Origin of the sequence: Pseudolysinimonas sp. (assembly GCF_051954455.1) — a bacterium.
GTDB lineage: Bacteria > Actinomycetota > Actinomycetes > Actinomycetales > Microbacteriaceae > Pseudolysinimonas.
On sequence record NZ_JBQCHS010000033.1, the window covers coordinates 166,990 to 190,680 of the forward strand.

The window sequence follows — 23,691 nt, forward strand, 5'->3', positions numbered from 1 at the left end:
GCGGCCGCGCCGCAGACGCTCACGATGGCCAAGGCCATCAACGCGGGGCTGCAGGCGGCGATGGCCGCCGACCCCAAGGTCCTGCTCATGGGCGAGGACATCGGCACGCTCGGCGGCGTCTTCCGGGTGACCGAGGGCCTGAAGGCCGAGTTCGGCGAGGACCGGGTGCTCGACACCCCGCTCGCCGAGTCCGGGATCGTGGGCACGGCGATCGGCCTCGCCATGCGCGGGTACCGCCCGGTGTGCGAGATCCAGTTCGACGGCTTCATCTTCCCGGCGTTCGACCAGATCACGACCCAGCTCGCGAAGATCACCTCGCGGCACGAGGGCCTCCTGCCCATGCCCGTCGTGATCCGCGTGCCCTACGGCGGCCACATCGGCGCGATCGAGCACCACTCCGAGAGCCCCGAGGCGTACTTCGCGCACACCCCGGGCCTGCGGATCGTGAGCCCCGCCACCGCGCAGGACGGCTTCACGATGATCCAGCAGGCGATCGCGTCCGACGATCCCGTGCTGTTCTTCGAGCCGAAGAGCCGCTACTGGCAGAAGGGCGAGGTGGATCGCGGGCTCGCGACGCCGCTGCACGCGAGTCGCGTCGTGCGCACCGGCACCGACGCCACGGTGGTCGGCCACGGCGCGATGGTCGCGACCCTGCTCCAGGCCGCGGAGATCGCGGCGGGGGAGGGCACGAGCATCGAGGTGATCGACCTCCGCTCGCTGTCGCCGATCGACTACGCGCCGATCCTCGACTCCGTGCAGCGCACCGGCCGGCTCGTCGTGGTCTCGGAGGCGCCCGGCAACGTCAGCATCTCGTCCGAGATCGCCGCGACCGTGGCCGAGCGCGCGTTCTACTCGCTCGAGGCCCCCGTGATCCGCGTGACCGCCTACGACACCCCGTACCCGCCGGCCAAGATCGAGACGGTCTACCTGCCGGACGCCGATCGCGTGCTCGAGGCCGTCGACCGCGCGCTCGCCTACTGAGAGGACGACCGATGGCGCAGTCCGAGTTCCCGCTTCCCGATGTCGGCGAGGGTCTGACCGAGGCCGAGATCGTGCAGTGGAAGGTCGCGCCCGGCGACACCGTGCAGGTCAACCAGGTGCTCGTCGAGATCGAGACCGCGAAGTCGCTCGTCGAGCTGCCGTCGCCGTTCGCCGGCACCGTGACCGAGCTGCTCGCCGAGGAGGGCGCGACGGTCGAGGTCGGCGCGCCCATCATCCGGGTCGACTCCGCCGGCGGCGCGATCGAGCTCGAGGCGCCCGGCTCCGACGAGGACGGTCTCGGGATGCAGCCCCCGGCCGCCGCGTCGCCCGCGGCCGTCGCGCAGGTCGTCGCGCCGGTCGCGGCGACGGAACCCGCCCCCACCGCTCCGGAGGTTCCCGGGGAGGTCGGCGGCGCCGTCCTCGTCGGTTACGGATCCGGCGGCCACGCGGTCTCGCGCCGCCGCAGGAACGGTGCGCCGCCCGCCCCCGCCGTGGCGCCGCCCGCGTCCGCTCACCGCCGCGGCGTCCTGCCCCTCGCCGGCGGAGTCATCGCGAAGCCGCCGATCCGCAAGCTCGCCAAGGACCTCGAGGTCGACCTCGCCACCGTCACCGGCACCGGCATCGGCGGCGAGATCACCCGCGACGACGTCATCCGCCACGCGCAGCAGGCGAGCGTCTTCCAGAACCTCGACACGCCGGCCTGGCCGGAGGACCGCGAGGAGCGGATCCCGGTCAAGGGCGTCCGCAAGGCGATCGCGAAGGCGATGGTGTCGAGCGCCTTCACGGCACCGCACGTGAGCGTCTTCACCGACGTCAACGCGACGCGCACCATGGAGCTCGTGCAGCGTCTCAAGAAGTCGCCGCAGTTCGCCGGGGTCCGGATCAGCCCGCTGCTCGTCATGGCGAAGGCCGTGATCTGGGCCTGCCAGCGCAACCCCACGGTCAACTCGACCTGGACCGACCACGAGATCGTGGTCCACCACTACGTGAACCTCGGGATCGCGGCGGCGACGCCGCGGGGGCTGATCGTGCCCAACATCAAGGACGCGCAGTCGATGTCGCTGCTCGAGCTCGCCAAGGCGCTCGAGCAGCTCACCATCACCGCCCGCGAGGGGCGCGCGACCCCGGCCGACATGGCGAACGGGACCGTGACGATCACCAACCTCGGCTCGTACGGGATGGACACGGGGACCCCGATCCTCAACCCCGGCGAGGTCGGCATCATCGCCCTCGGCGCGATCAAGCAGAAGCCGTGGGTCGTGGACGGCGAGGTGCGCCCCGCGTTCGTGACCACCGTGGGGGCGAGCTTCGACCACCGCGTCGTCGACGGCGACGTGGCGAGCCGCTTCACCGCCGACATCGCGAGTGTGCTCGAGGAGCCGGCGCTGCTGCTCGATTGACCGCGCCGCCGCTGCTGCGGCGCGGGTCGCTCCGCGATCGGCACGACGTGGTCGCGCCGATCGCTATGGCCGGGAGGGGAGGGCCGGGTCCGCTTCGCGGCCGCTCGCGCTCTCGCGTCGGCGTCCGTTTGCGCTCTTGTCTGTAGCCGGGAAACGCTGGTGGCGGGGGTGGTGCACCCGCGGTTTGCGGCCACAGGCCCGCCCATCGAGCGCAATCCGCCGTGTTGACAATGATTATCAATAGCGCGTAGCGTCGGGACGTGCTTCGTCGTTCTGTCGCCCTCCTGTCCGCCGCCCTGCTGGTGGGGGTGCTGGCCGCGTGCAGCGGAGGCGGGGGCGACGGTGCCGGATCGGGTGATGGGCGGGTGCGCGTGGTGGCGTCGACGAACGTCTACGGCGACCTCGCGAAGACGATCGGCGGGTCCCACGTCGACGTGACGTCGATCATCGACGACCCCGACAAGGACCCGCACGAGTACCAGGCCGACGCCCGCACGCAGCTCGCCATCTCGAAGGCCGCGGTCGTCATCGAGAACGGGGGCGGCTACGACGACTTCGTCGGCACGATGCTGAAGGCGTCGAAGAACACGAAGGCCTTCGTCATCGACGCCGTCAAGCTGTCCGGCCACGCGGACGGGTCGGGCAGTCAGCTCAACGAGCACGTCTGGTACGACTACCCGACCGTGTCGAAGGTCGTCGACGCGATCGCCGCCTCGCTGCACACCGCCGACCCCGCGCACGGCCAGGCCTACGCCCGCGCCGCCGCGAAGCTCCAGGATCAGATCTCGGGACTGGAGTCGGCGGAACAGGCCCTCCTCCCGCAGACGCGCGGGGTGGGCGCCGCGATCACCGAGCCGGTGCCCGACTACGTGCTCGAGGCCCTGCAGATGGACATCGTGACCCCGCCGGCCTTCAGCAAGGCGATCGAGGACGGCACCGACGTCCCGGCCTCGGTGCTGCAGCAGACGCTCGCCCAGTTCACGGACGGGACCGCGGCGGTCCTCGTCTACAACGTGCAGACGACGGGCGCGCAGACGGATGCCGTGCTGGCCGCCGCCAAGAAGCACGGGGTCCCGGCCGTCCCGGTCTCCGAGACCCTGCCGAGCGGCCTGCACTACATCCCGTGGCAGCAGGGGGTGCTCGCGAGTATCGCGGAGGCGATCAGACGATGAGCGACCCCGTGCTCTCCCTCCGCGACGCCGAGCTGACGCTCGGCGGCCGCGTGCTGTGGAGCGGCCTCGACCTCGACGTGCGGCCCGGCGAGTTCATGGCCGTCCTCGGCGCGAACGGCTCCGGCAAGACGAGCCTGCTGCGGACGATCCTCGGCCAGCACCGGCTGAGCGCCGGCAGCGCGACCTTCCTGGGGGAGCCCGTCCGGCACGGCGACCGCCGCATCGGCTACGTGCCGCAGCAGCGCCTCGCCGACGAGGGGACGCCGCTGCGCGGACGCGACCTCGTCGCGCTCGGTCTCGACGGGCACCGCTGGGGGGTCGCGCTCCCGAGCCGTGCGCGCCGGCAGCGGGTGGACGCCGTGCTCGAGTCCGTCGGCGCCACCCACTACGCCCGCGTCCCCGTGGCCGGCCTGTCGGGCGGCGAGCAGCAGCGGCTGCGGATCGGGCAGGCGCTCGCGGGCGACCCGCGGCTCCTGCTCTGCGACGAGCCGCTCCTGTCGCTCGATCTCCGCGCCCAGGGCGTCGTGAGCGAGCTCATCGACCGCACCCGAACGGACCGCGGGTTCGGCGTCCTCTTCGTCACCCACGACGTGAACCCGGTGCTCGGCATGGTCGACCGCGTGCTGTATCTGGCGGGCCGGCGGTTCCGGGTGGGGACGCCGGACGAGGTGCTGCGCAGCGACGTCCTGAGCGACCTCTACGACGCACCGGTCGACGTGATCCGTGCGCGTGGTCGCGTCGTCATCGTCGGGGCGCCCGACCAGAACCACGCGCACGAGCACGACGAGCACGACCACGCGGGGGACCTGCCGTGAGCGCGCACCTCGCCGCCGCGGTCCTGCCGACCGCCGACTGGTGGACGACGCTCTTCAACTTCTCCGACTACGGCGAGCTGCTCCAGCTCCTGCAGAACTCCGTCTACGCGGGCCTGCTGCTGGGGCTGGTGGGTGGCCTGATCGGCGTCTTCGTCGTGCAGCGCGATCTCGCCTTCGCGGTGCACGGCATCAGCGAGCTGTCGTTCGCGGGCGCGGCCGCCGGGCTGTTGCTCGGCGTCGGCGTCGTCGAGGGATCGCTCATCGGCTCGGTCATCGCCGCTGCGGTCATCGGGGTGCTCGGGGCACGGGCGCGCGAGCGCAACTCGATCACGGCGGTGCTCATGCCCTTCGGGCTCGGCCTCGGCATCCTGTGCCTCGCCCTCTATCCGGGGCGGGACGCGAACAAGTTCGGTCTGCTGACCGGGCAGATCGTGGCGGTCGACGACCCGCGGCTCGGATCGCTCGCCGTCATCGCGGTGATCGTGCTCGTCGGCCTCGCGATCGTCTGGCGCCCGCTCGGATTCGCGAGCGTCGACGCCGAGGTCGCGGCCGCACGAGGAGTGCCGGTGCGGGCGCTCTCGCTCGTCTTCATGATCCTGCTGGCGCTCGCCGTCTCGGTGAGCGTGCAGATCGTCGGGGCGCTGCTCGTGCTGTCCATCCTCGTCACGCCCGCCGCGGCCGCGCTGCGGATCTCGGCATCGCCGCTCTGGGTGCCCGTGCTGTCGACCGTGTTCGCGATCGTCGCGCTCGTCGGCGGGATCCTGCTGGCGCTCGGATCGAGCGTGCCGATCAGCCCGTACGTCACCACGATCTCGTTCCTCATCTACCTCGTCTGCCGGATCACGGGATCCCGGCGTACAGTGCGACGACGGCAGCGGCAGCGGAGGCCGGCATGAAGCGGAACACCTGGCAGCGCGAGGCGGTGCGCGAGGCGCTCGGCGACACCGCCGGATTCGTGAGCGCGCAGTCGCTGCACCAGACGATGCGGGAGCACGGCTCCGAGGTCGGGCTCGCGACGGTGTACCGCGCCCTCGCGAGCCTGGCGACGGAGGGCGAGGCCGACTCCCTGCAGCAGGAGGGCGAGTCGCTCTACCGCGCCTGTACGCCCGGCCGGCACCACCACCACCTCATCTGCCGTCGGTGCGGGACGACGGTGGAGATCGAGGCGGATGCCGTGGAGCAGTGGGCGCGCGAGGTCGCGGCCGCGAACGGGTTCACGCAGCCGGAGCACGTCGTCGACGTCTTCGGGTACTGCGCCGCGTGCTCCGCGGAGCTCGAGACGCAGTCGCGCGAGCACGGCTGACGGTGTAGCCTTCTGAGGTTGTGCCCTTCGGGGCGCTTCTTGTGTGCACCGGGTCGTGAGGCCCGGATCGCATGCCGACAAGTGACCTTGGGTGAGCCGCTCGGCTCACGGTAGCGGGACGCAGCGCGTCCACGAACTGGAGGAACCATGGCAGCCGTCTGCCAGGTGACCGGAGCCGTCCCCGGTTTCGGACACAACATCTCGCACTCGCACCGCCGGACGAAGCGCCGCTTCGACCCGAACGTGCAGAAGAAGAAGTACTACGTCCCGTCGCTCAAGCGCACCGTGACCCTGACGCTGTCCGCCAAGGGCATCAAGGTGATCGACGCCCGCGGCATCGAGTCCGTCGTCAAGGACCTCCTGGCGCGCGGGGAGAAGATCTGAGATGGCCAAGCAGCAGGACGTCCGTCCCATCATCAAGCTCCGCTCCACGGCCGGCACCGGGTACACCTACGTGACCCGCAAGAACCGCCGCAACGACCCGGACCGTCTGGTCCTCAAGAAGTACGACCCGGTCGTGCGCAAGCACGTCGAGTTCCGAGAGGAGCGCTAAGCATGGCCAAGAAGAGCAAGATCGCCAAGAACGACCAGCGCGCGGTCATCGTCGAGCGCTACGCCGCGAAGCGTCTCGAGCTGAAGAAGCAGCTCGTCGACCCGAACGGCACCGACGAGAGCCGCGAGGCCGCCCGCGTCGGCCTGCAGAAGCTCCCGCGCGACGCGTCGCCGGTGCGGCTGCGCAACCGCGACGCCATCGACGGGCGCCCCCGCGGTGTCCTGAGCCAGTACGGCATCAGCCGTGTCCGCTTCCGCGACATGGCGCACCGCGGCGAGCTGCCGGGCATCACGAAGTCGAGCTGGTAAACGCCACAAGCTCACAACGCCGGCGAAATCCCCGGAATCACGGGGAAGTGCTGGTAGCTTGGCGGGCGGCCCGCAGATCGGGGAACCGATCGGGCGGGCCGTTTCGCTATCTCGACGTCCGAGGAGGACATCCCATGGCTGATTCCATGAACAAGACCGACCTGGTCGCCGCGATCGCCGCCGACTCGGGCCAGAGCCAGGCTTCGGTCTCCGGCGTCCTGGACTCGCTGTTCAGCGTGCTCGCGAAGCAGGTCAACGCCGGTACCAAGGTCACCATCCCCGGCTGGTTGGCCGTCGAGCGCACGCATCGTGCCGCTCGCGAGGGCCGCAACCCGGCCACCGGCGAGACCATCCAGATCGCCGCCGGCTACGGCGTCAAGGTGACCGCGGGCTCGAAGCTCAAGGCCGCCGCGAAGTAACTCGTCGCGCACCCGGAAGGCGCCGCTCCCGCGAGGGGGTCGGCGCCTTCCGCATCCGCGTCCGGTCCGCAGTCGGGGCGACTCGACGCGCTCCCATCCGGGCGGAACTACCCTGGTCGGGTGCTCCGCCTCGCGCGGATCGTCTCTCCCGCGGTCCTCCTGCTCGTCGCCGTCTCGGCGCTCTTCGTCGCGCTCGCGGTGGGGCATGGCGCCGATGCGCCGGTCGCGTCGGATCCGGGCGCGTTCGTGCGGTTCGGCTTCCCGGTCGCGCAGGTGCTCGTCGACCTCGGGATCGCGACGGCGATCGGCGGCCTCGCGCTCGCGATCTTCGCGTTCGCCTCCACCGACGACCGGTACCCTCGCGTCCTCGACATCGCCGCGGGCGGCGCGGCGGTCTGGACCGTCGCCGCAGCGATCGCCAGCGTGCTGCGCTACGCCTCCGCGGCGGGCACGCCGCCGAGCCTCGGGCCGGCGTTCGGCCAGGGTCTCGGCACCTTCCTCACCTCGCCCACGAGCGACCTCGGCCGCGCCTGGCTGACCACCGCCCTCGTCGGCGCGGTCGTCACCGTGCTGTGCTTCGCGGTGCGCAACCAGACCGCGCTGGTGTTCGTGGCGGCGGGCGCGGCGATCGGCATCATCCCGCTCGAGCTGCAGGGCCACGCGGGCGACAACGCGACGCACGAGATCGCGACGACCGCGATCTGGCTGCACGTCCTCTTCGCCGGGCTGTGGATCGGCGGTCTGGTGATCCTGGCCGCGATCGGCTGGCGCCAACTGCGGGCGGATCGCGAGAGCCGCGCCCCCGTCGACGGCCTCGTCCCGGTGCTGCAGCGCTACTCCACGATCGCCCTGATCTGCTTCATCGTGGTGGCGATCTCCGGCACCGTGAGCGCCCAGCTGCGAGTCGGGCAGTGGGACGCGCTCCTGACGCCCTACGGCCTCCTCGTGCTCGTCAAGGTCGCCGCACTCGGCGCGCTCGGCATCTTCGGCGCGTTCCAGCGGCGGATCCTCATCGACCGCCTCCGTCGCACCGCCGAACGGCGCTTCTTCTGGATCGCGGCGACGCTGGAACTCGCGTTCATGGGCATCGCGAGCGGCGTGGCGGCCGGGCTCTCGGTGACGGCGCCCCCGGTCGTCGCGGTCGAGGCGGCGAGCGGAGGCGGGGCGTCGTCGGCGGAGATCCTCACCGGCCGGCCGGTCCCGCCGCCGATCGACGCGCTCAAGTACCTGACCGCGTGGAACATCGATCTCCTGTGGGCGTTCATCATCGGCTTCGGCACCGTGTTCTACGTCTGGGGCGTCATCCGGCTCCGTCGCCGCGGCGACCGCTGGCCCTGGTACCGGACCGCGCTCTGGATCCTCGGGATGGCCGCCCTGTTCTGGGTGACGTGCGGCGTCTCGAACGTCTACGAGCAGTTCCTGTTCAGCGTGCACATGCTCGAGCACATGCTGCTCACGATGGCGGTGCCGCTGCTGCTGGTCCTGTCGGCGCCGGTGACGCTCGCGATGCGGGCGATCCGCAAGCGCGACGACGGCAGCCGGGGAGCGCGCGAGTGGATCATGATCGCCGTCCACTCGAAGGCGGCCGGCGTGCTGACCCACCCGCTCGTCTCGGGAGGGCTCTTCGTCGCGTCGCTCTGGGTCTTCTACTACACGCCCCTGTTCCGCTGGGCGACGACCGACCACGTCGGGCACGAGTGGATGATCCTGCACTTCCTGATCGTCGGGTACCTGTTCACGCAGACCCTGGTCGGCATCGACCCGGTGAAGTCGCGCCCGCCCTACCCGATCCGGCTGATGCTGCTCCTCATCGTCATGGCGTTCCACGCGTTCTTCGGTCTCGCGCTCATCTCGGACGACGGGCTCTTCCTCGCCGACTGGTACGGCGCGATGGGCCGCACCTGGGGGCCGAGCCCGCTGGAGGACCAGCGCGCGGCCGGCGGGATCGCGTGGAGCGTGGGCGAGATCCCCACCGTGCTCCTCGCGATCGGCGTCGCGATCCTCTGGAGCCGCAGCGACGAGCGTGAGGCGAAGCGGCGCGACCGGCAGGCCGACCGCGACGGTGATGCGGAGCTCGAGGAGTACAACCGGATGCTCGCCGAGCGCGCCGGCCGCGGCTGACGCGGACGCCCGGTCAGGAGTCGCGGGAGCGCGTCAGTGCACCCCGCTGATCGTGATGTCGCCCGCGTCGTCGACGCGCACGGTCGCCTCGATCGTGAACGGGACGTCCTTGTCGAAGGTCGACGCGGATCCGTCGAACAACGACTGCACGTCGACCTTCAGGTGGGCGGTCCCCGGGACGGCGGGGATCACCCAGCCCACCCCGTCTCCCGCCCCCTGCAGCCGCACGATCGGCTGGTGCACGATCGACCACTGCGGCGCGGAGGTCACCCGGTTCGGGATGTCCTGGCCGAACGGGCAGCCGGTCGGGTACAGCACCTTCTGCGTCGCGCATTCGGTGAGGAGCGCATCCACCTGCTTCTGCACCCGGGCGACGAACCGCGGCGTCGCCTCGGCGTCGACCGTCGCGGTCAGGCGCTCTCCGACCGTGTCGGCGTCGACCGGCACGACGTCGGAGGTCACGAACTCGGTCTGCACCAGGAAGCGGTAGCCGCCGGGCACGAGCACGGGGTAGTCGCGCGCGCCCGAGCCGGGCGTGCGGACCGTGGCGAGGCCGACCGACGCCTGGCGGGCGTTCCGCACCGCGAGCGAGAGCTGGGCGACCGGGCTCTGTGCGAAGCCCCAGACCGGGAAGACGCCCAGACGGGTGCCGATCCGGCGCACCTCGAAGGTCGACTCGCCGGGCTCACCGTGCGAGGTCCACGACGCGGTCACCCGGTGGATGCCGCCGTCGTGCTCCTGGTCGCTGACGACCCGGACGTCGGCGAGGCCCGGCAGCGCGGCCGAGGTCAGCAGCGACCGATCGCCCGAGTCGGCGACCACGCCCGGGAGCGAGAGCGCGCTCGTGGCGTCGCGGCGGGCGAGCGCGTCGAGGTAGGCCGAGACGAAGGAGCCGGGACCGTACCCGAGGGCGACGGTCAGGGCGACCGATCCCACCCCCACCAGCATGAGGACCGCGGATGCCGCCACCCACCGCAGCACCACCCGTCGCACCCTTGAATAGTAGGTACAGTCTCCGGGTGGCTCTGCCCGATCTGTCCCCGGAGCAGGCGGCCGTCTTCGCCGCCATCGAGACCACGCGCGACCACGTCTTCGTCACCGGGCGCGCCGGCACGGGCAAGTCGACGCTCCTCGAGCACCTCTCGTGGCGCTCCTCCAAACAGATCGTGATCTGCGCCCCGACCGGCGTGGCGGCGCTCAACGTCGGCGGGCAGACCATCCATTCGCTGTTCCGGCTCGCGACGGGAGTCATCGCCGACCACCGGATCGATCAGAGCCCGGAGCTCCGCAAGCTCCTCGGCACGATCGACACGCTCGTCATCGACGAGGTCTCGATGGTCAACGCCGACCTGCTCGACGCCGTCGACCGGTCGCTGCGGCAGGCGCGGCAGCGACCGCACGAGGCGTTCGGCGGGGTGCAGCTCGTGCTGTTCGGCGACCCCTTCCAGCTCGCGCCGGTGCCGGGCGACCCCGACGAGCAGGCGTACTTCGCCGACCGCTACCGCTCTCCCTGGTTCTTCGACGCCCGGGTGTGGGACGTGGCGGAGCTCACGATCTACGAGCTCACGACGATCCACCGGCAGCACGAGCTCGAGTTCAAGCGACTGCTCACAGCCGTGCGGCACGGCGCCGTCACGGCCGAGATGGCGAAGGTGCTGAACGACACCGGTGCCCGCCCCGCGCCGACCGAGGGCGCCATCACGCTCGCGACGACGAACGCGACCGTCAACCGCATCAACGCCGCCGCGCTCGCCCGCCTGCCCGGCCGATCGCTCTCCGCGGAAGCCGAGATCGAGGGCGAGTTCTCGGGTCGGGCGTTCCCCGCCGACGAGCGGCTCGAGCTCAAGGTCGGGGCGCAGGTCATGTTCCTCCGCAACGACAGCGGCGCCGAGGGACGGTGGGTCAACGGCACGATCGGCGAGGTGGTGCGGATCGGGCAGGGCGCCGTGACGGTCGAGGTCGCGGGGGAGCCGCACGAGGTCCGCCCGGCGACGTGGGAGCGCTACCGCTACCGCTACTCGCCGGCGACGAAGACGCTGCAGAAGGACGTCGTCGCCGAGTTCACGCAGTTCCCGCTCCGCCTGGCCTGGGGGGTCACGATCCACAAGTCCCAGGGCAAGACCTACGACCGCGCGATCGTCGATCTCGGGCAGCGCTCGTTCGCCCCGGGCCAGACCTACGTGGCGCTCAGCCGGATCACCGCGCTCGAGGGCCTGTACCTCACGCGGCCGCTGCGCCCGAGCGACATCATCGTCGACGAGCGCGTGCGGGAGTTCATGGCCGGCGCGTCGGCCGTGCGACCGCTCGCCGGGTGAGACTGGGGAGGTGAGCACCACCGCGGACGCCGACTACACCGTCACCGACTACCTCCTCGACCGTCTCGCGGAGGCCGGCGTCGACCGGCTCTTCGGGGTCCCGGGCGACTTCACGCTCGGGATGCTCGACCGGGTCGAGGCGCACACCGGCGTCGAGTGGATCGGATGCGGCAACGAGCTCGGCGCGGGGTACGCGGCCGACGGCTACGCCCGCGTGCGCGGCCTCGGTGCCGTGTTCACGACGTTCGGCGTCGGGGAGCTGAGCGCCCTCAACGCCGTCGCGGGCGCCGCGGCCGAGCGGGTGCCGCTGCTGCACGTCGTCGGCGCGCCGAGCTCCTCGACCCAGGTCGCCGGCCGGGCGACGCACCACACCCTCGGCGACGGCGACTTCCGGCACTTCGCCCGGATGACCGCTGAGGTGACGGCCGTGCAGGCGCTCGTCAACGCCGACGACGCCACCGCGGAGATCGACCGCGTCATCAGCGAGGTGCGGGAGCGGCGGATGCCGGGCTACCTCCTCATCCCCATGGACGTCGGCGCGTCGTCGGCCGCGCCGCCCGCCGCGCCGCTGCCGACCCGCACGGGCATCACCGATCCGCGCGAGCTCGCCGAGTTCACGGAGGCGGCGCGGGCGATCCTCGCGACCGCGCAGAACCCGGCCCTCATCGCCGATGTGCTCGTGGAGCGGATGGGAGGCCGGGCGCAGCTGGACGCGCTGCTCGCCACCGGCATCCCGCACGCGACCCTGCTCTGGGGCCGGCACGTCGTGGACGAGACCGCGCCGGGATTCGTCGGCACCTACATCGGCGACGTGAGCCCGGAGCCGCTGCTCGACACGATCGACGGCGCCGACGTGCTGATCCTGGCCGGCGTGCAGTTCACCGAGCTGACGAGCGGGTTCTTCTCGCAGCGCTTCGGCACGGCGAACGTGATCGACGTCGGCCCGCGCGGCACCGCGATCGGCGGCCGGCGCTTCACCCCGATCGCCCTACCGGACGCGCTCGCGGCGCTCAACGGGCTGATCCCGACGCCGGCGGAGCCGATCCGCCGGCCGCGCCCCGCGATCCCGACGCCGCCCGCGCCCGACGCGCCGCTGACGCAGTCGGCGATGTGGGACGTGGTCGCCGCCCAGCTGCGCGACGGCGACCTCGTGGTCGCCGACCAGGGCACGCCGTTCTTCGGGATGGGCGCGCACTCGTTCCCGCGGGACGTGCTCGCGATCGCGCAGCCGCTGTGGGCCTCGATCGGCTACGGCCTCCCGGCGGGGCTCGGGGCCGCGCTCGCCGCGCCGGAGCGGCGTCCGCTCGTGCTCATCGGCGACGGCGCGGCCCAGCTCACGATCGCGGAGCTCGGCACGCTCCTGCGCTACCGGGTGCCGGCGACGATCCTGCTCGTCGACAACGCGGGCTACACGATCGAGCGCACGATCCGCGGCGAGACGGCGGTCTACAACGACATCCAGCTCTGGGACTGGCAGGCGCTCCCGGCCGCGCTCGGCGGCGGGCGCGGGGTGAAGGTCACGACCGTCGGCGAGCTGCAGGCGGCGCTCGCCGGGGCGGGCGAGGAGCTGCTGCTCATCCAGGCGGTCGTCGCGCCCCTGGACGTGCCCGATCTGCTGAAGGCGTTCTCGGCGCAGGCCGCCGCCGCGAGCCGGCCGCCCGTCGTCTGATGCCCGGCCCGTCCCCCGGACTCCGGGGTCGGCCTCAGCCGGTGACCGGGGTGCGCACGCTCCGGTCACCGCCGAGCCCCGCGCCGAGCAGGATGGCGGCGCTCGCGAAGTGCAGCACGTTGCCGACCCCGTTGAGGGAGAGGTAGTCGTGCCCGGTTCCGACGAGGAAGAGCCCCGCGATCCCGACGACGAGGAAGATCGTGCCGGCCACCGTGTTGACGACCTTCGCAGCGGCCAGCCGGGTGAGCGCCGCGAGGAGCAGGGCCGCGCCGACCAGCACGTGCAGCAGGTCCTGGGCGGGGTTCACCCGGAGCAGGCCGAGCAGCAGCCCGCCGTGGCGGTCGACGAACCCCGTCGAGCCGGGCACGAGGAAGCCGGCGACGCCGACGACGACATGGACCGCGCCCAGGATCGCGCCGAGGAGGCGGTTCGGGGATCGCATCAGTCGTGCAGCCTGTCCTCGAGGAAGACCGCGGTCCGCGCGAAGGCGAGGGCCGCGATCCGCGCATCGAACGAATCGCCGGCCGTCGCGTTCGCGAATCCGGGGCGCGCGCCGGCGTAGTCGTGGCGCACCACGGGCGTGCCGTGGTCGCGCAGTCGGTCGACGAATCCCTCGGGATCGACCCCGGGCAGCCACTCCGCGATCTCCGCCAGCTGCAGCAGCACCGGGGCCGGCAGGATCGCGTGCTCGTCGACCCCGAGGATCGCGTCGTACGCGACCACCGCGTCGGCGGCGCCGTCCTGCGCGGCGAGGAGCGCGATCCGTCCGCCGGTGCCGAAGCCGACGAGGCCGATCCGCTCCGATCCCTCGGTGCGCGCGTCGGCCACGGCCGCCTGCACCTCGCCGAGCGCCGACTCGAGCGAGAACTCGGCGAGCAGCCGCTCGGCCTGCTCGACGTCGTCGGTCGCCGCGCCCTGGTAGAGGTCGGGCACGAGAACCCGCAGCCGCGCGCGATCCGCGAGCGCCGTGGCGAACGGCTCGAGCCACGGCAGCCGCCCGTAGGCGTCGGGGACGACGACCGCCGCCGGCCGGCCCGGAACGCCGAAGGTGAGCGCGACGCCCGGCGACGGGATGTCGGCGATGTCTCCCATGCAGAGAAGCTACCGGCCGGCGCCGCGGCGATTGACCCGCGTGGCCGCACCCGCTAACGTGAGCAAACGATTGCGCACACATGCGAGCAGGAGCACCATGCCGTCCCCGACCGCCCTCCCCCTCGACGGCGTCCTCGTCCTCGACTTCAGCCAGTTCCTCGCCGGACCGGTCGCCGCGCTCCGCCTCGCCGACCTCGGCGCCCGGGTCATCAAGGTGGAGCGCCCGCAGGGCGGCGACATCGGCCGCACGCTGGCCTTCGCCGGGCGGACGGTCGACGGCGACACCGTCTCGTTCCACGCCATGAACCGCGGCAAGCAGAGCGTCGCCGCCGATCTCAAGGACCCGGACGACCTCGCGTGGATCCGCACCCTCGTCGCGCGGGCCGACGTCGTCATCCAGAACTTCCGCCCCGGCGTCATGGAGCGCATCGGCCTCGACTACGAATCGGTGCGCGAGCTGAACCCCGCGATCGTCTACGCGAGCGCGACCGGCTACGGCGACGAGGGACCCTGGCGGGGCCGGCCCGGCCAGGACCTGCTCGTGCAGTCGATGACCGGGATGCCGTGGCTGAGCGGCTCGCGCGAGGACGGCCCCGTCCCCGTGGGGCTCTCGATCGCCGACCACCTCTTGAGCTGCCACATCGCGCAGGGCGTGACCGCGCTCCTCGTCCGGCGGTTCCGCACCGGCGTCGGCGGTCACGTGCAGACCAGCCTGCTCGAGGCGATGCTCGACCTGCAGTTCGAGCTGCTCAGCACCCACCTCACCGACCCCGCCGTGACGGTGCGCCGCTCGGGTCCGCACGCGGCGCACGCCTTCCTTCCCGCGCCCTACGGCACGTACCCGACCGCCGACGGGTACCTCGCGCTGGCGATGAACCCGATCCCGACCCTCGGGCGGCTCCTCGACCTGCCCGAGCTGGAGGCGCTCACCGACCCGCAGGACTGGTGGGATCGCGAGGAGTGGATCGGGGATCGGCTGGCGGCGCGGCTGGCGGGCGCCACGACGGCGCACTGGCTCGAGATCCTCGATGCCGCGGACGTGTGGTGCGCGCCGGTGCTGACGCTCGAGCAGCTCGTCGCCTCGGAGGGATTCGCCGCCATCGGGATGACGCAGCAGGTCGAGCGCGCGACGTCCGACGGCGGCACGGCGCGGGTCACGACCACCGGCAGTCCGCTCCGCATCGACGGCGCCCGCCCGCGCGGCGGTGCCGCCGCCCCGCGGCTCGGCGAGCACACCGCCGCGGTGCGGGCGGAGTTCGGGGGCGACCGGTGACGACTCTGCGCGGGATGACGTGGGAGCACGCCCGCGGCCACGGCAGCGTGGTGGCGGCCTCGGCGGCCTACCGTGCGGTGCGCCCGGACGTCGAGGTCGTCTGGGAGCAGCGCTCGCTCCAGGCGTTCGCCGACCAGCCCCTCCAGGACCTCGCGGCGCGCTACGACCTGCTGGTGATCGACCATCCGCACATCCCGATCGCGGCGGAGTCCGGCATCCTCGCGGCGCTCGACGGCACCGGCCACGACGACGAGCTGGCCGTGCTCGCGGCCCAGTCGGTCGGCGCCTCGCACGCCAGCTACGCGCATGCCGGGCGGCAGTGGGGCCTCGCGACCGACGCGGCCGCGCAGGTCGCGGCGTACCGGCCGGATCTGCTGCCCGATCCGCCGCGCACCTGGGCCGAGGTGCTCGAGCTCGCCGCCGACGGCCGCGTGCGCTGGCCCGCGAAGCCGATCGACGCGTTCTCGAGCCTCGTGACCGTCGCCGCCAATGCCGGCAGCCCGCCGATGCGCGACGGCCGATTCCTCGACCGGGAGGCCGGGGAGCGCGCGCTCGACCTGCTGCACCGACTCGCCGAGCTCGTGCCCGAGGCCGACCTCGCGACCAACCCCATCGAGGTCGCGGATGCGCTCGCGGCCGACGACCGCTGGGCGTACGCGCCGCTGCTCTTCGGCTACAGCAACTACTCGCGCGCCGGCTTCCGAGCGCACCGGCTGCGCTACGTCGACATCCCGCGCGGGCCCGAGGGCGTCGCCGGCTCGCTCCTGGGCGGTGCCGGCATCGCCGTGTCCGCGCGGGCGGCCGATCTCGCGGCCGCGATCCACTTCGCCTTCTGGCTCGACTCGGCGACGGTGCAGGCGGGCCCGTACTACGACGGCGGAGGGCAGCCCGGCAACGCGGTCGCCTGGGACGACCCCGCCGTCAACGCCGACAGCCTCGACTTCTTCCGCGGCACGCGGGCGACGCTCGAGGGCGCGTACGTGCGCCCGCGGCACATCGGCTATCCGGCGCTGCAGGATGCGGCCTCCCCGCTCGTGACCGCGGCGCTCCGCCGCGAGATCGATGACGCGACGCTGCTGCGGCGCCTCGACGACCTGACCGCCCGGCATCTGGAGGACCGATGAACACCGTCGACCGCTGGTTCGAGGACTACGAGGTCGGCGAGGAGCGCTCCTTCGTCGGACGCACGCTCACCGAGACCGATGTCGTCCTCCACGCCGGGCAGACCGGGGACTTCTTCCCGCACCACATGGATGCGGAATGGGCCGCCACGCAGCCGTTCGGCCGGCGGATCGCGCACGGCACCCTCGTGCTCTCGATCGCGGTCGGGATGACGGCGGGCGACATCAATCCGCAGGCGATGAGCTACGGCTACGACCGGATCCGCTTCATCAACCCGGTCTTCATCGGCGACACCCTGCACGTCACGGCCGCGATCACCGGGAAGCGCGACCACGCGAAGGAGCCGGGCCGCCTCGGCTACGTGCACGAGCTCGTCACGGTCACCACCGCGGCGGGCGGCACGGTGCTCGTCCTCACGCACCTCTACCTCGTGAACAAGCGCGTCGACTGACCCGGGCGGCCCGTCCGTACACTGGCGGCATGGCGACCCTCGCCGACGTGGCCGCACGGGCCGGCGTCTCGATCTCGGCCGCGTCGCGCGTGCTGAGCAACGCGCCGGACGCGCGGGTGGGTGAGGGGACGCGCCGCCGGATCCAGGAGGCCGCGGCGGAGCTCGGCTACCGACCGAACTCCGCGGCGCGAGCCCTGAAGTCGGCGCGCTCCGAGGTCGTCGCGCTCGTCGTGCCCGACCTCACGAATGCGATCTTCTCCGAGCTCATGCGGGGTGTGGAGACGCGGGCGGCCGAGCTCGGGTACCTCGTGCTCCTCGCCCGTGCCGAGGGCATGGAGCGCGGCGACGAGGCGCTCGGCCGCCTGCTCGGCGAGGGGCGCGTGGACGGCGTCGTGGTGCAGGTGGGCGATGCGATGGACCTCGACGGATACCGCGACGTGCTGGCCGGACGGGTGCCCGCGGTGCTCGTCAACTCGCGACGCGGCGCGGACGTCGCGTCCGTGATCCTCGACGATCAGGCCGCGACCCGACGGGCGGTGGAGCACCTCGTCGCGCTCGGGCACGGGCGCATCGCCTACGCCGGCGGCCTCCCGGGCAACGACAGCGCCGCGCGCCGGGCAGAGGGGTTCGCCGAGGGGATGGCGGCGGCGGATCTGCCCGTCGATGCCCGTCTCGTGACCGACCTGGGCTACACGCCGCAGCAGGGTCGCGAGGCGATCGCGCGGCTGCTCGAGGCCGGATCGCCCCCGCCGACCGCGGTCGTCGTCGCGAACGTGAACGCCGCTCTCGGGGCGCTGCTCGAGGCGCGCACGCGGGGACTCCGGGTGCCGGAGGAGCTGTCGCTGGTCGCGGTGCACGACGCCTGGCCGGCGGAGAACACCTGGCCCCCGCTCACGACCGTGCGGATGCCGCTCTACGAGCTCGGGGTCGCGGCCATGGACGGCGTGTACGCGCGGATCCGGCGGGGCGAGCTCGTGCATACGGTCGTCCGCGACCCGGCGCCGCGGCTGGTCGTCCGCGGATCCACCGCCCCGCCGCGCGCCGATTGACCCGATCTATCGGCGCCACAAGAGCCGCTTCCTGTGATCTCGCGGCCGACGGTGGCAAATACATCGGATCAATCCCCTAGACTCGGCTGGCGAGGAAGGACACGATGCGGACGACGACGTTGCGCGGCGGCCTGGAGCTCACCGAGGTCGGGCTGGGCATGGCCCAATTCGGCAACCTCTACCGGGAGACCACGGACGCCGAGGTCGCGGGGGCCATCGACGCCGCCTGGGACGCGGGCATCCGCTACTTCGACACCGCCCCGCACTACGGGCTCGGGCTCTCCGAACGGCGCTCCGGTCGGGAGCTGGCCGGTCGCCCGCGCGACGCGTTCGTGCTCTCGACCAAGGTGGGTCGGATCCTCGAGCCCAGCCCGTCGACCGCCGATCGGATGGACGACGAGGGCTTCGCCGTGCCCGCGGCGGCCGTGCGCCGCTTCGACTTCAGCCGGGACGGCATCCGCCGCTCAGTCGAGGAGAGCCTCGAGCGGCTCGGGCTCGACCGCATCGACATCCTGTACCTGCACGACCCCGACGATCACCTGGAGCAGGCCTTCGGCGAGGGCGCCGCGGCGCTCATCGAGCTCCGCGAGGAGGGCCTCGTCGGCGCTGTCGGCGCGGGGATGAACCATGCGGCGCCGCTCGCCGAGCTGATCCGCCGGGCCGACGTCGACGTCGTCATGTGCGCCGGGCGCTACACGCTGCTCGACCAGGAGGCCGAGCGGGAGCTCCTGCCGCTCGCCCTCGACCGCGGGGTCGGCGTCGTCGCGGCCGGGGTCTACAACTCGGGGCTGCTCAGCCGCCCCGAGCCCGCCGACGACGCGACCTACGAGTACGGACCGGCGCCCGCCGAGCTCCTCGACCGGGCCCGGGCGATCGCCCGGATCTGCCGCGCCCACGGGGTGACGCTGCCGGAGGCGGCGATCGCGTTCCCGCTGCGGCATCCGGCGGTCGTCTCCGCCGTCATCGGCGCCCGGACCGCGAGCCAGGTCGGGCAGACCGTCGAGCGGGCCGCCGCCGTCGTGCCCGACGCCCTCTGGGAGGAGCTCGCCACCGCCGGGCTCGTCCCTTCGCCCTCCCGAGAGGACCTCCCGTGACCACGATCACCGCCGTCACCGCGCACGACGTGCGCTTCCCGACCTCGCTCACGCAGGACGGATCCGACGCCATGAACAAGGACGGCGACTACTCCGCCGCCTACGTCGTGATCCACACCGACGACCCCGCGATCCGCGGATACGGCTTCACCTTCACGATCGGTCGCGGCAACGATCTCTGCACCGAGGCCGCCCGGCAGCGCGGCCTGCCGCTGGTCGGCCGTTCGGTCGAGGACAGCGTCGCCGACCTCGGTCGGGTGTATCGGGAGCTCGCGTCCGACTCGCAGCTGCGCTGGCTCGGCCCGGACAAGGGGGTCGAGCACCTCGCCATGGCGGCGGTGATGAACGCCATGTGGGATCTCGCGGCGCGGGTCGCGGGCGTGCCGCTCTGGCGCCTGCTGGCCGAGATGTCGCCGGAGCAGCTCGTCGACGCCGCCGACCTGCGCTACCTCTCCGACGCCCTGACCCGCGACGAGGCGATCGCGATCCTCACCGAGAAGGCTCCGACTCGCCGGCAGCGCATCGCCGAGCTCGAGAGCACCGGCTACCCCTGCTACACCACGAGTGCGGGGTGGCTCGGCTACAGCGACGACAAGCTCCGCCGCCTGCTGCAGGAGGCGGTGGACGCCGGCTACAAGCACATCAAGCTCAAGGTCGGCGCGAACCGCGACGACGACATCCGGCGCCTGCGCATCGCGCGCGAGGTCATCGGCTGGGACGCGAAGCTCATGATCGACGCCAACCAGGTCTGGGACGTGCCGGAGGCGATCGAGTGGATCGGCGCGCTCGCCGAGTTCCAGCCGCACTGGATCGAGGAGCCGACAAGCCCGGACGACGTGCTCGGACACGCCGCCGTCCGCCGGGCGGTCGCACCGATCGGCGTCGCGACGGGCGAGCACGGGATGAACCGGGTGCTGTTCAAGCAGATGTTCCAGGCCGAGGCGATCGACTACTGCCAGCTCGACTCGGCGCGTCTCGCGAGCATCAACGAGATCCTGGCCGTGTATCTCATGGCGGCGAAGTTCGGAGTGCCGGTCTGCCCGCACGCGGGCGGCGTCGGGCTCTGCGAGCTCGTGCAGCACCTGTCGATCTTCGACTACGTCGCCGTCTCCGGCAGCCTCGACGACCGCGTCACCGAGTTCGTCGACCACCTGCACGAGCACTTCGTCGACCCGTGCATCGTGCGCGACGGCGCGTACGTGCTGCCTTCGCAGCCCGGCTACAGCGCCGAGATGCACGAGGAGTCGGTCGCCCGCTACAGCTACCCGGACGGCGGCTACTGGGCGTCCGTCGCCGCCTGATCCGTCGCCGCCCGATCCGTCGGAGCCGGCGCGTCGTCACCCGCGTCGTGCAGGCGATCCTCCACGACCAGGAGATGGTGGTCCATCATGTGCCGGGCGCGGTCCGGATCGTGCGCCCGCAGGGCCGCCAGGATCGCGCGATGGTCGCTGTGCGCCGTCTCGATCTGCCCATGGTGCTGGAGTCCCAGCCAGAGCCGCGCCCGCGAGGTGCGGTCGGCGAGCGCGTCGATCAGCGAGGCGAGGGCGGCGTTGCCGGAGGCGTGCGCGATGATGCGGTGGAAGGCGATGTCGGCGTCGAGGATGCGCTCGTGGTCGGCGTCGCGGCCGCCCGCGACGAGCTCGGACACCCCCTCGAGCACCGCCTCGGCCTCGTCGAGCGCCGCGTCGTCGATCAGACGCGCCGCGCGTGCGGCGGCCTCGGTCTCCAGCACGCGGCGCACGACGTGCAGGTCGTCGCGGTGCTCGGGCGCCTGCAGGTCGACCATGAAGCTCATCGGGGCCAGCAGCAGCTGCGCGTCGAGCGAGGTGACGTAGGTGCCGTCGCCCTGTCGGGTCTCGAGCACGCCCATGATGCAGAGGGCGCGGACGCCCTCGCGGAGGGAGCCGCGCGAGACGCCGAGCTCCTCGGCGAGGTCGCGCTCGATGGGGAGCCTCGACCCCGGTCCGAGCCGGCGCGACCGGATCATCTCCCGGACGCCCTGCACCACGACGTCGGTCTGCGAGGTAGTCATCGGACCTATCATGGCCCGCGTGACCGCCCCGATGATCGATGCGCACCAACACGTCTGGGACCTGGAGCACGGTCGCTACGACTGGCTGACCCCCGACCTGCCGACTCTGCAACGGACGATCGGCGAGGACGAGGTGCTGCCGGAGCTGCGCGCGGCCGGCATCGCGGGCACCGTGCTCGTGCAGGCGGCCGACAACGCGGCCGACACCGACCTCATGCTCGCCACCGCGGCAGCGCATCCCGAGGTCGTCGGCGTGGTCGGATGGGTGCCGCTCGGCGAGCCGGAGGCGGCCGCCGCGGAGCTGGAGCGGCGACGCGCGCAGTCGGAGCTCTTCGTCGGGGTTCGGAACCTCATCCACGACCTCCCGGACCCCGGCTGGCTCGCGACGCCGGGCCCGGATGCCGGTCTCGGCGTTCTCGAGGCCGCCGGCGTGCCCTTCGATCTCGTCGCCGTGCTGCCGGAGCACCTGGACCTCGTGCCGCTGATCTCGGAGCGGCATCCGGCGCTGCGCATCGTCATCGACCATCTCGCGAAGCCCCCCATCGGCGGGAGCGCCGAGGCCGCCGCGGTGTGGGACCGGCAGATGGCCGTCGCCGCCTCGAACCCGCGGGTGTTCGCGAAGGTCAGCGGGCTGTACGCGACCGGGGAGGACCCCGCGGCCTGGACCACGGACCTCGTGCGCCCGTTCGTCGAGCGGGCGATCGAGTTGTTCGGCCCCGACCGGCTCATGTACGGCGGCGACTGGCCCATGTCGCTCCTGGCCGGCGGATACGCCCGCGTGTGGGAGGGCGTGCGCGCCGCGCTCGACGGGCTGGACCCGTCCGAGCTCGACGCGGTGCTCTCCGGGACCGCGCATCGGTTCTACGGACTGCCGGCGAGCCGCGAGAACCGCACTCCGCCCGAATAGTCCAATCTCTGGCGGCCGGTAGCGGCCGATTCCTCGCAGAATCCCGATTGCCGCGCCGATTCATCCGATGTATCGTCGACCTCGACCCGTCGACTCCACCGTCGGAGACGCCGACGTCCCGCGCTCGTTGATCCTCGTCCCGACGAGGGATAACGTTTGAGCACCGGACCCGGCGGGCGGCGTGCGCGCGGACGCACCAGGCCGCGTGTCAGAGATCACGAAGGAGTGTCAATGAAGACAAGCAGGTGGCGGGCTGCGGCCGGCGCCGTCGCGGCGTTCGCGGTCGTGGGCCTCGCCCTCGCGGGCTGCTCCGGCGGGAGCGGGGGAGGCGGTGCCGCGGGCGGCGCCCAGACGGACTCGGGCGGCAAGATCACCGTCTGGGTCGATGCGCCCCGCGTCCCGGCTGCCGACGCCTTCAAGAAGGCGCACCCCGAGATCCCGATCAACATCGTCCAGATCGACAGCACCGTCGGAGCGACGACGACCCGCCAGCACTTCGCGCAGTTCGACGCCGCCGGCAAGGGCTGGCCGGACGCGATCTTCTTCCCGTCGAACGACGACGTGGCGTGGGCGGCGAAGACCGGCTACACGGCCGACATGAGCAAGGAGACGCCCGACCTCACGAAGGGCTACACGAAGAAGGCGCTGGCCTCCTGCTTCATCGGCGGCTCGTACAAGTGCCTCCGCAACGACGCCGCGCCAGACGTTTTCTGGTACAACAAGTCGCTCTTCGACCAGTGGGGCTACACCGTCCCGACCACGTGGGACCAGTACGAGCAGCTCGCGGTGAAGATCGCGAAGGAGCACCCCGGCTACGTGAGCGGGTTCACCGGCGACGCCTACGCGCCGAACCGCTACCTCTGGGCGTCGGACTGCCCGACCAACGTCGCGGTCGACGCGAGCACCGTGCGCATCGACTTCGCCGACGAGAAGTGCACCCGCGCCGAGAAGATGCTCTCGAACATGAACGCCGCCGGGGCGCTGTCGACCGCCGGCATCTTCGACGCCGACGCCGCCACGGTCGGCCCGAAGCTCGCGATGAGCCCGGGTGCCGTGTGGTGGGGCGACTACCTGTTCCAGCAGACCTGGAAGCTGCCGAAGGGCACGATGCAGGCCGCTCAGGGGCTCACCTGGCCGGGCTCGTCCGAGGTGCAGATGGGCGACGAGGGCGGCGGCCTGTGGGGCATGTCCTCGCACATCAAGGGCAAGGAGCTCGCGAACGCCAAGGAGTTCATGAAGTTCGTCGTCAGCGACCCCGCCTGGCAGGTCGACCTGTCGACGGGCCTCCCGGCGTACACCTCGATGCAGCAGCCGTGGCTCGACAAGCAGAAGTCCGACGACTTCTACGCCGACACGAACTCGACCCTCGCGACCTTCGCCCCCGCGATCGACACCGTGCCGACCGACTACAGCTACCTGCTGTACGACACCGGCGGCGAGTGGACCTCGACCATCGCGAAGGATCTCGCGGCCGGCCAGTCGTTCGACAAGGCCTGGTCCGACTTCACGAGCGATCTCGTGTCGAAGGCGAAGGCCGCCGGATACAAGGTGGTCACCAAGGGCTGACGCCCGCGGGGCCCGGGGCCGCCCCCCCCCGGCCCCGGCCCCCCCCCCC

At 72.3% G+C, this 23,691-nt stretch carries 25 protein-coding genes; 21 read left to right on the forward strand and 4 right to left on the reverse strand.

Annotated features, from left to right (window positions below):
* The first annotated feature begins 24 nt into the window (after positions 1 to 24).
* From ACTHM3_RS14445 to ACTHM3_RS14495, 11 genes are all read left to right on the forward strand, one after another.
* The gene (locus tag ACTHM3_RS14445; RefSeq protein ID WP_440407011.1) at positions 25 to 981 is read left to right on the forward strand and encodes an alpha-ketoacid dehydrogenase subunit beta; all 957 of its coding nucleotides are present in this window, start codon (positions 25 to 27) and stop codon (positions 979 to 981) included.
* A gap of 11 nt (positions 982 to 992) precedes the next feature.
* Positions 993 to 2,381: a dihydrolipoamide acetyltransferase family protein gene (locus ACTHM3_RS14450; protein WP_440406972.1), complete on the forward strand. Its 1,389-nt coding sequence runs from the start codon at positions 993 to 995 to the stop codon at positions 2,379 to 2,381.
* Between the two features lie 260 nt (positions 2,382 to 2,641).
* Complete coding sequence (locus ACTHM3_RS14455) at positions 2,642 to 3,553, forward strand: metal ABC transporter solute-binding protein, Zn/Mn family (RefSeq protein WP_440406973.1); 912 nt, start codon at positions 2,642 to 2,644, stop codon at positions 3,551 to 3,553.
* On the forward strand, positions 3,550 to 4,368 hold the full coding sequence (locus tag ACTHM3_RS14460) for a metal ABC transporter ATP-binding protein (protein ID WP_440406975.1): 819 nt from the start codon (positions 3,550 to 3,552) through the stop codon (positions 4,366 to 4,368). Before ACTHM3_RS14455 ends, ACTHM3_RS14460 begins: the two co-directional genes overlap by 4 nt.
* Entirely contained in the window at positions 4,365 to 5,264 is a 900-nt protein-coding gene (locus ACTHM3_RS14465; protein WP_440406977.1) for a metal ABC transporter permease, read from the forward strand. Before ACTHM3_RS14460 ends, ACTHM3_RS14465 begins: the two co-directional genes overlap by 4 nt.
* Positions 5,261 to 5,671, forward strand: coding sequence for a Fur family transcriptional regulator (locus ACTHM3_RS14470; protein ID WP_440406978.1), 411 nt, complete (start codon positions 5,261 to 5,263; stop codon positions 5,669 to 5,671). The genes ACTHM3_RS14465 and ACTHM3_RS14470 overlap by 4 nt, the downstream gene beginning before the upstream one ends.
* Positions 5,672 to 5,818: 147 nt before the next feature.
* Positions 5,819 to 6,055 (forward strand): 50S ribosomal protein L28, encoded by a 237-nt coding sequence (rpmB, locus tag ACTHM3_RS14475; protein WP_141143797.1) that lies wholly within the window; start codon positions 5,819 to 5,821, stop codon positions 6,053 to 6,055.
* A gap of 1 nt (position 6,056) precedes the next feature.
* Positions 6,057 to 6,224 (forward strand): 50S ribosomal protein L33, encoded by a 168-nt coding sequence (gene rpmG / locus ACTHM3_RS14480; RefSeq protein WP_096419968.1) that lies wholly within the window; start codon positions 6,057 to 6,059, stop codon positions 6,222 to 6,224.
* A 2-nt stretch (positions 6,225 to 6,226) separates the two neighbouring features.
* Positions 6,227 to 6,532, forward strand: coding sequence for a 30S ribosomal protein S14 (rpsN, locus tag ACTHM3_RS14485; RefSeq protein WP_440406980.1), 306 nt, complete (start codon positions 6,227 to 6,229; stop codon positions 6,530 to 6,532).
* Between the two features lie 134 nt (positions 6,533 to 6,666).
* Positions 6,667 to 6,951 (forward strand): HU family DNA-binding protein, encoded by a 285-nt coding sequence (locus tag ACTHM3_RS14490; RefSeq protein ID WP_440406981.1) that lies wholly within the window; start codon positions 6,667 to 6,669, stop codon positions 6,949 to 6,951.
* A gap of 120 nt (positions 6,952 to 7,071) precedes the next feature.
* Positions 7,072 to 9,072: a cytochrome c oxidase assembly protein gene (locus ACTHM3_RS14495; RefSeq protein ID WP_440406983.1), complete on the forward strand. Its 2,001-nt coding sequence runs from the start codon at positions 7,072 to 7,074 to the stop codon at positions 9,070 to 9,072.
* A gap of 33 nt (positions 9,073 to 9,105) precedes the next feature.
* On the opposite strand, the gene ACTHM3_RS14500 is transcribed toward ACTHM3_RS14495, so the two are convergent.
* A complete protein-coding gene (locus tag ACTHM3_RS14500; protein ID WP_440406985.1) occupies positions 9,106 to 10,065 on the reverse strand; it encodes a hypothetical protein in 960 nt (319 codons plus the stop codon).
* A gap of 26 nt (positions 10,066 to 10,091) precedes the next feature.
* Here ACTHM3_RS14500 and ACTHM3_RS14505 point away from each other — a divergent pair, with 26 nt between their 5' ends.
* Positions 10,092 to 11,387 carry an ATP-dependent DNA helicase gene (locus tag ACTHM3_RS14505; RefSeq protein ID WP_440406987.1) on the forward strand — a complete coding sequence of 432 codons (1,296 nt, stop codon included), beginning with the start codon at positions 10,092 to 10,094 and terminating at the stop codon, positions 11,385 to 11,387.
* Positions 11,388 to 11,397: 10 nt separating this feature from the next.
* Positions 11,398 to 13,056 (forward strand): alpha-keto acid decarboxylase family protein, encoded by a 1,659-nt coding sequence (locus ACTHM3_RS14510; RefSeq protein WP_440406989.1) that lies wholly within the window; start codon positions 11,398 to 11,400, stop codon positions 13,054 to 13,056.
* A 34-nt stretch (positions 13,057 to 13,090) separates the two neighbouring features.
* On the opposite strand, the gene ACTHM3_RS14515 is transcribed toward ACTHM3_RS14510, so the two are convergent.
* The gene (locus tag ACTHM3_RS14515) at positions 13,091 to 13,498 is read right to left on the reverse strand and encodes a DUF4383 domain-containing protein (protein ID WP_440406991.1); all 408 of its coding nucleotides are present in this window, start codon (positions 13,496 to 13,498) and stop codon (positions 13,091 to 13,093) included.
* On the reverse strand, positions 13,498 to 14,148 hold the full coding sequence (locus ACTHM3_RS14520) for a dienelactone hydrolase family protein (RefSeq protein WP_440406992.1): 651 nt from the start codon (positions 14,146 to 14,148) through the stop codon (positions 13,498 to 13,500). The genes ACTHM3_RS14515 and ACTHM3_RS14520 overlap by 1 nt, the downstream gene beginning before the upstream one ends.
* Before the next feature lie 97 nt (positions 14,149 to 14,245).
* On the opposite strand from ACTHM3_RS14520, the gene ACTHM3_RS14525 reads away from it, so the two are divergent.
* The 6 genes from ACTHM3_RS14525 (at position 14,246) to ACTHM3_RS14550 (ending at position 20,438) form a co-directional block, all read left to right on the forward strand.
* On the forward strand, positions 14,246 to 15,421 hold the full coding sequence (locus ACTHM3_RS14525) for a CaiB/BaiF CoA transferase family protein (protein WP_440406994.1): 1,176 nt from the start codon (positions 14,246 to 14,248) through the stop codon (positions 15,419 to 15,421).
* Positions 15,418 to 16,545 carry an extracellular solute-binding protein gene (locus ACTHM3_RS14530; protein WP_440406996.1) on the forward strand — a complete coding sequence of 376 codons (1,128 nt, stop codon included), beginning with the start codon at positions 15,418 to 15,420 and terminating at the stop codon, positions 16,543 to 16,545. The genes ACTHM3_RS14525 and ACTHM3_RS14530 overlap by 4 nt, the downstream gene beginning before the upstream one ends.
* Complete coding sequence (locus ACTHM3_RS14535; RefSeq protein WP_440406998.1) at positions 16,542 to 16,994, forward strand: MaoC family dehydratase; 453 nt, start codon at positions 16,542 to 16,544, stop codon at positions 16,992 to 16,994. The genes ACTHM3_RS14530 and ACTHM3_RS14535 overlap by 4 nt, the downstream gene beginning before the upstream one ends.
* Before the next feature lie 29 nt (positions 16,995 to 17,023).
* A complete protein-coding gene (locus ACTHM3_RS14540; RefSeq protein ID WP_440406999.1) occupies positions 17,024 to 18,043 on the forward strand; it encodes a LacI family DNA-binding transcriptional regulator in 1,020 nt (339 codons plus the stop codon).
* Positions 18,044 to 18,147: 104 nt separating this feature from the next.
* The gene (locus ACTHM3_RS14545; RefSeq protein ID WP_440407000.1) at positions 18,148 to 19,137 is read left to right on the forward strand and encodes an aldo/keto reductase; all 990 of its coding nucleotides are present in this window, start codon (positions 18,148 to 18,150) and stop codon (positions 19,135 to 19,137) included.
* Positions 19,134 to 20,438, forward strand: a complete 1,305-nt coding sequence (locus tag ACTHM3_RS14550; RefSeq protein WP_440407002.1) for an L-fuconate dehydratase — start codon at positions 19,134 to 19,136, stop codon at positions 20,436 to 20,438. The genes ACTHM3_RS14545 and ACTHM3_RS14550 overlap by 4 nt, the downstream gene beginning before the upstream one ends.
* Here the strand turns inward: ACTHM3_RS14550 and ACTHM3_RS14555 are convergent.
* Positions 20,414 to 21,169 (reverse strand): FadR/GntR family transcriptional regulator, encoded by a 756-nt coding sequence (locus ACTHM3_RS14555; RefSeq protein ID WP_440407003.1) that lies wholly within the window; start codon positions 21,167 to 21,169, stop codon positions 20,414 to 20,416. The two genes, ACTHM3_RS14550 and ACTHM3_RS14555, sit on opposite strands and share 25 nt — an antisense overlap.
* A 19-nt stretch (positions 21,170 to 21,188) precedes the next feature.
* Between ACTHM3_RS14555 and ACTHM3_RS14560 the strand changes: the two genes are divergently transcribed.
* Both ACTHM3_RS14560 and ACTHM3_RS14565 read left to right on the forward strand, forming a co-directional pair.
* Positions 21,189 to 22,076 carry an amidohydrolase family protein gene (locus tag ACTHM3_RS14560; RefSeq protein ID WP_440407004.1) on the forward strand — a complete coding sequence of 296 codons (888 nt, stop codon included), beginning with the start codon at positions 21,189 to 21,191 and terminating at the stop codon, positions 22,074 to 22,076.
* Positions 22,077 to 22,307: 231 nt separating this feature from the next.
* Complete coding sequence (locus ACTHM3_RS14565) at positions 22,308 to 23,642, forward strand: ABC transporter substrate-binding protein (RefSeq protein ID WP_440407006.1); 1,335 nt, start codon at positions 22,308 to 22,310, stop codon at positions 23,640 to 23,642.
* Positions 23,643 to 23,691: the final 49 nt, after the last annotated feature.

Coding starts and splice junctions, on each gene's coding strand:
- ACTHM3_RS14445 (WP_440407011.1), top strand. CDS start 25: ATGGCCAAGGCCATCAACGCGGGGCTGCAGGCGGCGATGGCCGCCGAC.
- ACTHM3_RS14450 (WP_440406972.1), top strand. CDS start 993: ATGGCGCAGTCCGAGTTCCCGCTTCCCGATGTCGGCGAGGGTCTGACC.
- ACTHM3_RS14460 (WP_440406975.1), top strand. CDS start 3,550: ATGAGCGACCCCGTGCTCTCCCTCCGCGACGCCGAGCTGACGCTCGGC.
- ACTHM3_RS14470 (WP_440406978.1), top strand. CDS start 5,261: ATGAAGCGGAACACCTGGCAGCGCGAGGCGGTGCGCGAGGCGCTCGGC.
- rpmB (WP_141143797.1), top strand. CDS start 5,819: ATGGCAGCCGTCTGCCAGGTGACCGGAGCCGTCCCCGGTTTCGGACAC.
- rpmG (WP_096419968.1), top strand. CDS start 6,057: ATGGCCAAGCAGCAGGACGTCCGTCCCATCATCAAGCTCCGCTCCACG.
- rpsN (WP_440406980.1), top strand. CDS start 6,227: ATGGCCAAGAAGAGCAAGATCGCCAAGAACGACCAGCGCGCGGTCATC.
- ACTHM3_RS14490 (WP_440406981.1), top strand. CDS start 6,667: ATGGCTGATTCCATGAACAAGACCGACCTGGTCGCCGCGATCGCCGCC.
- ACTHM3_RS14515 (WP_440406991.1), bottom strand. CDS start 13,498: ATGCGATCCCCGAACCGCCTCCTCGGCGCGATCCTGGGCGCGGTCCAT.
- ACTHM3_RS14520 (WP_440406992.1), bottom strand. CDS start 14,148: ATGGGAGACATCGCCGACATCCCGTCGCCGGGCGTCGCGCTCACCTTC.
- ACTHM3_RS14525 (WP_440406994.1), top strand. CDS start 14,246: ATGCCGTCCCCGACCGCCCTCCCCCTCGACGGCGTCCTCGTCCTCGAC.
- ACTHM3_RS14535 (WP_440406998.1), top strand. CDS start 16,542: ATGAACACCGTCGACCGCTGGTTCGAGGACTACGAGGTCGGCGAGGAG.
- ACTHM3_RS14540 (WP_440406999.1), top strand. CDS start 17,024: ATGGCGACCCTCGCCGACGTGGCCGCACGGGCCGGCGTCTCGATCTCG.
- ACTHM3_RS14545 (WP_440407000.1), top strand. CDS start 18,148: ATGCGGACGACGACGTTGCGCGGCGGCCTGGAGCTCACCGAGGTCGGG.
- ACTHM3_RS14555 (WP_440407003.1), bottom strand. CDS start 21,169: ATGACTACCTCGCAGACCGACGTCGTGGTGCAGGGCGTCCGGGAGATG.
- ACTHM3_RS14565 (WP_440407006.1), top strand. CDS start 22,308: ATGAAGACAAGCAGGTGGCGGGCTGCGGCCGGCGCCGTCGCGGCGTTC.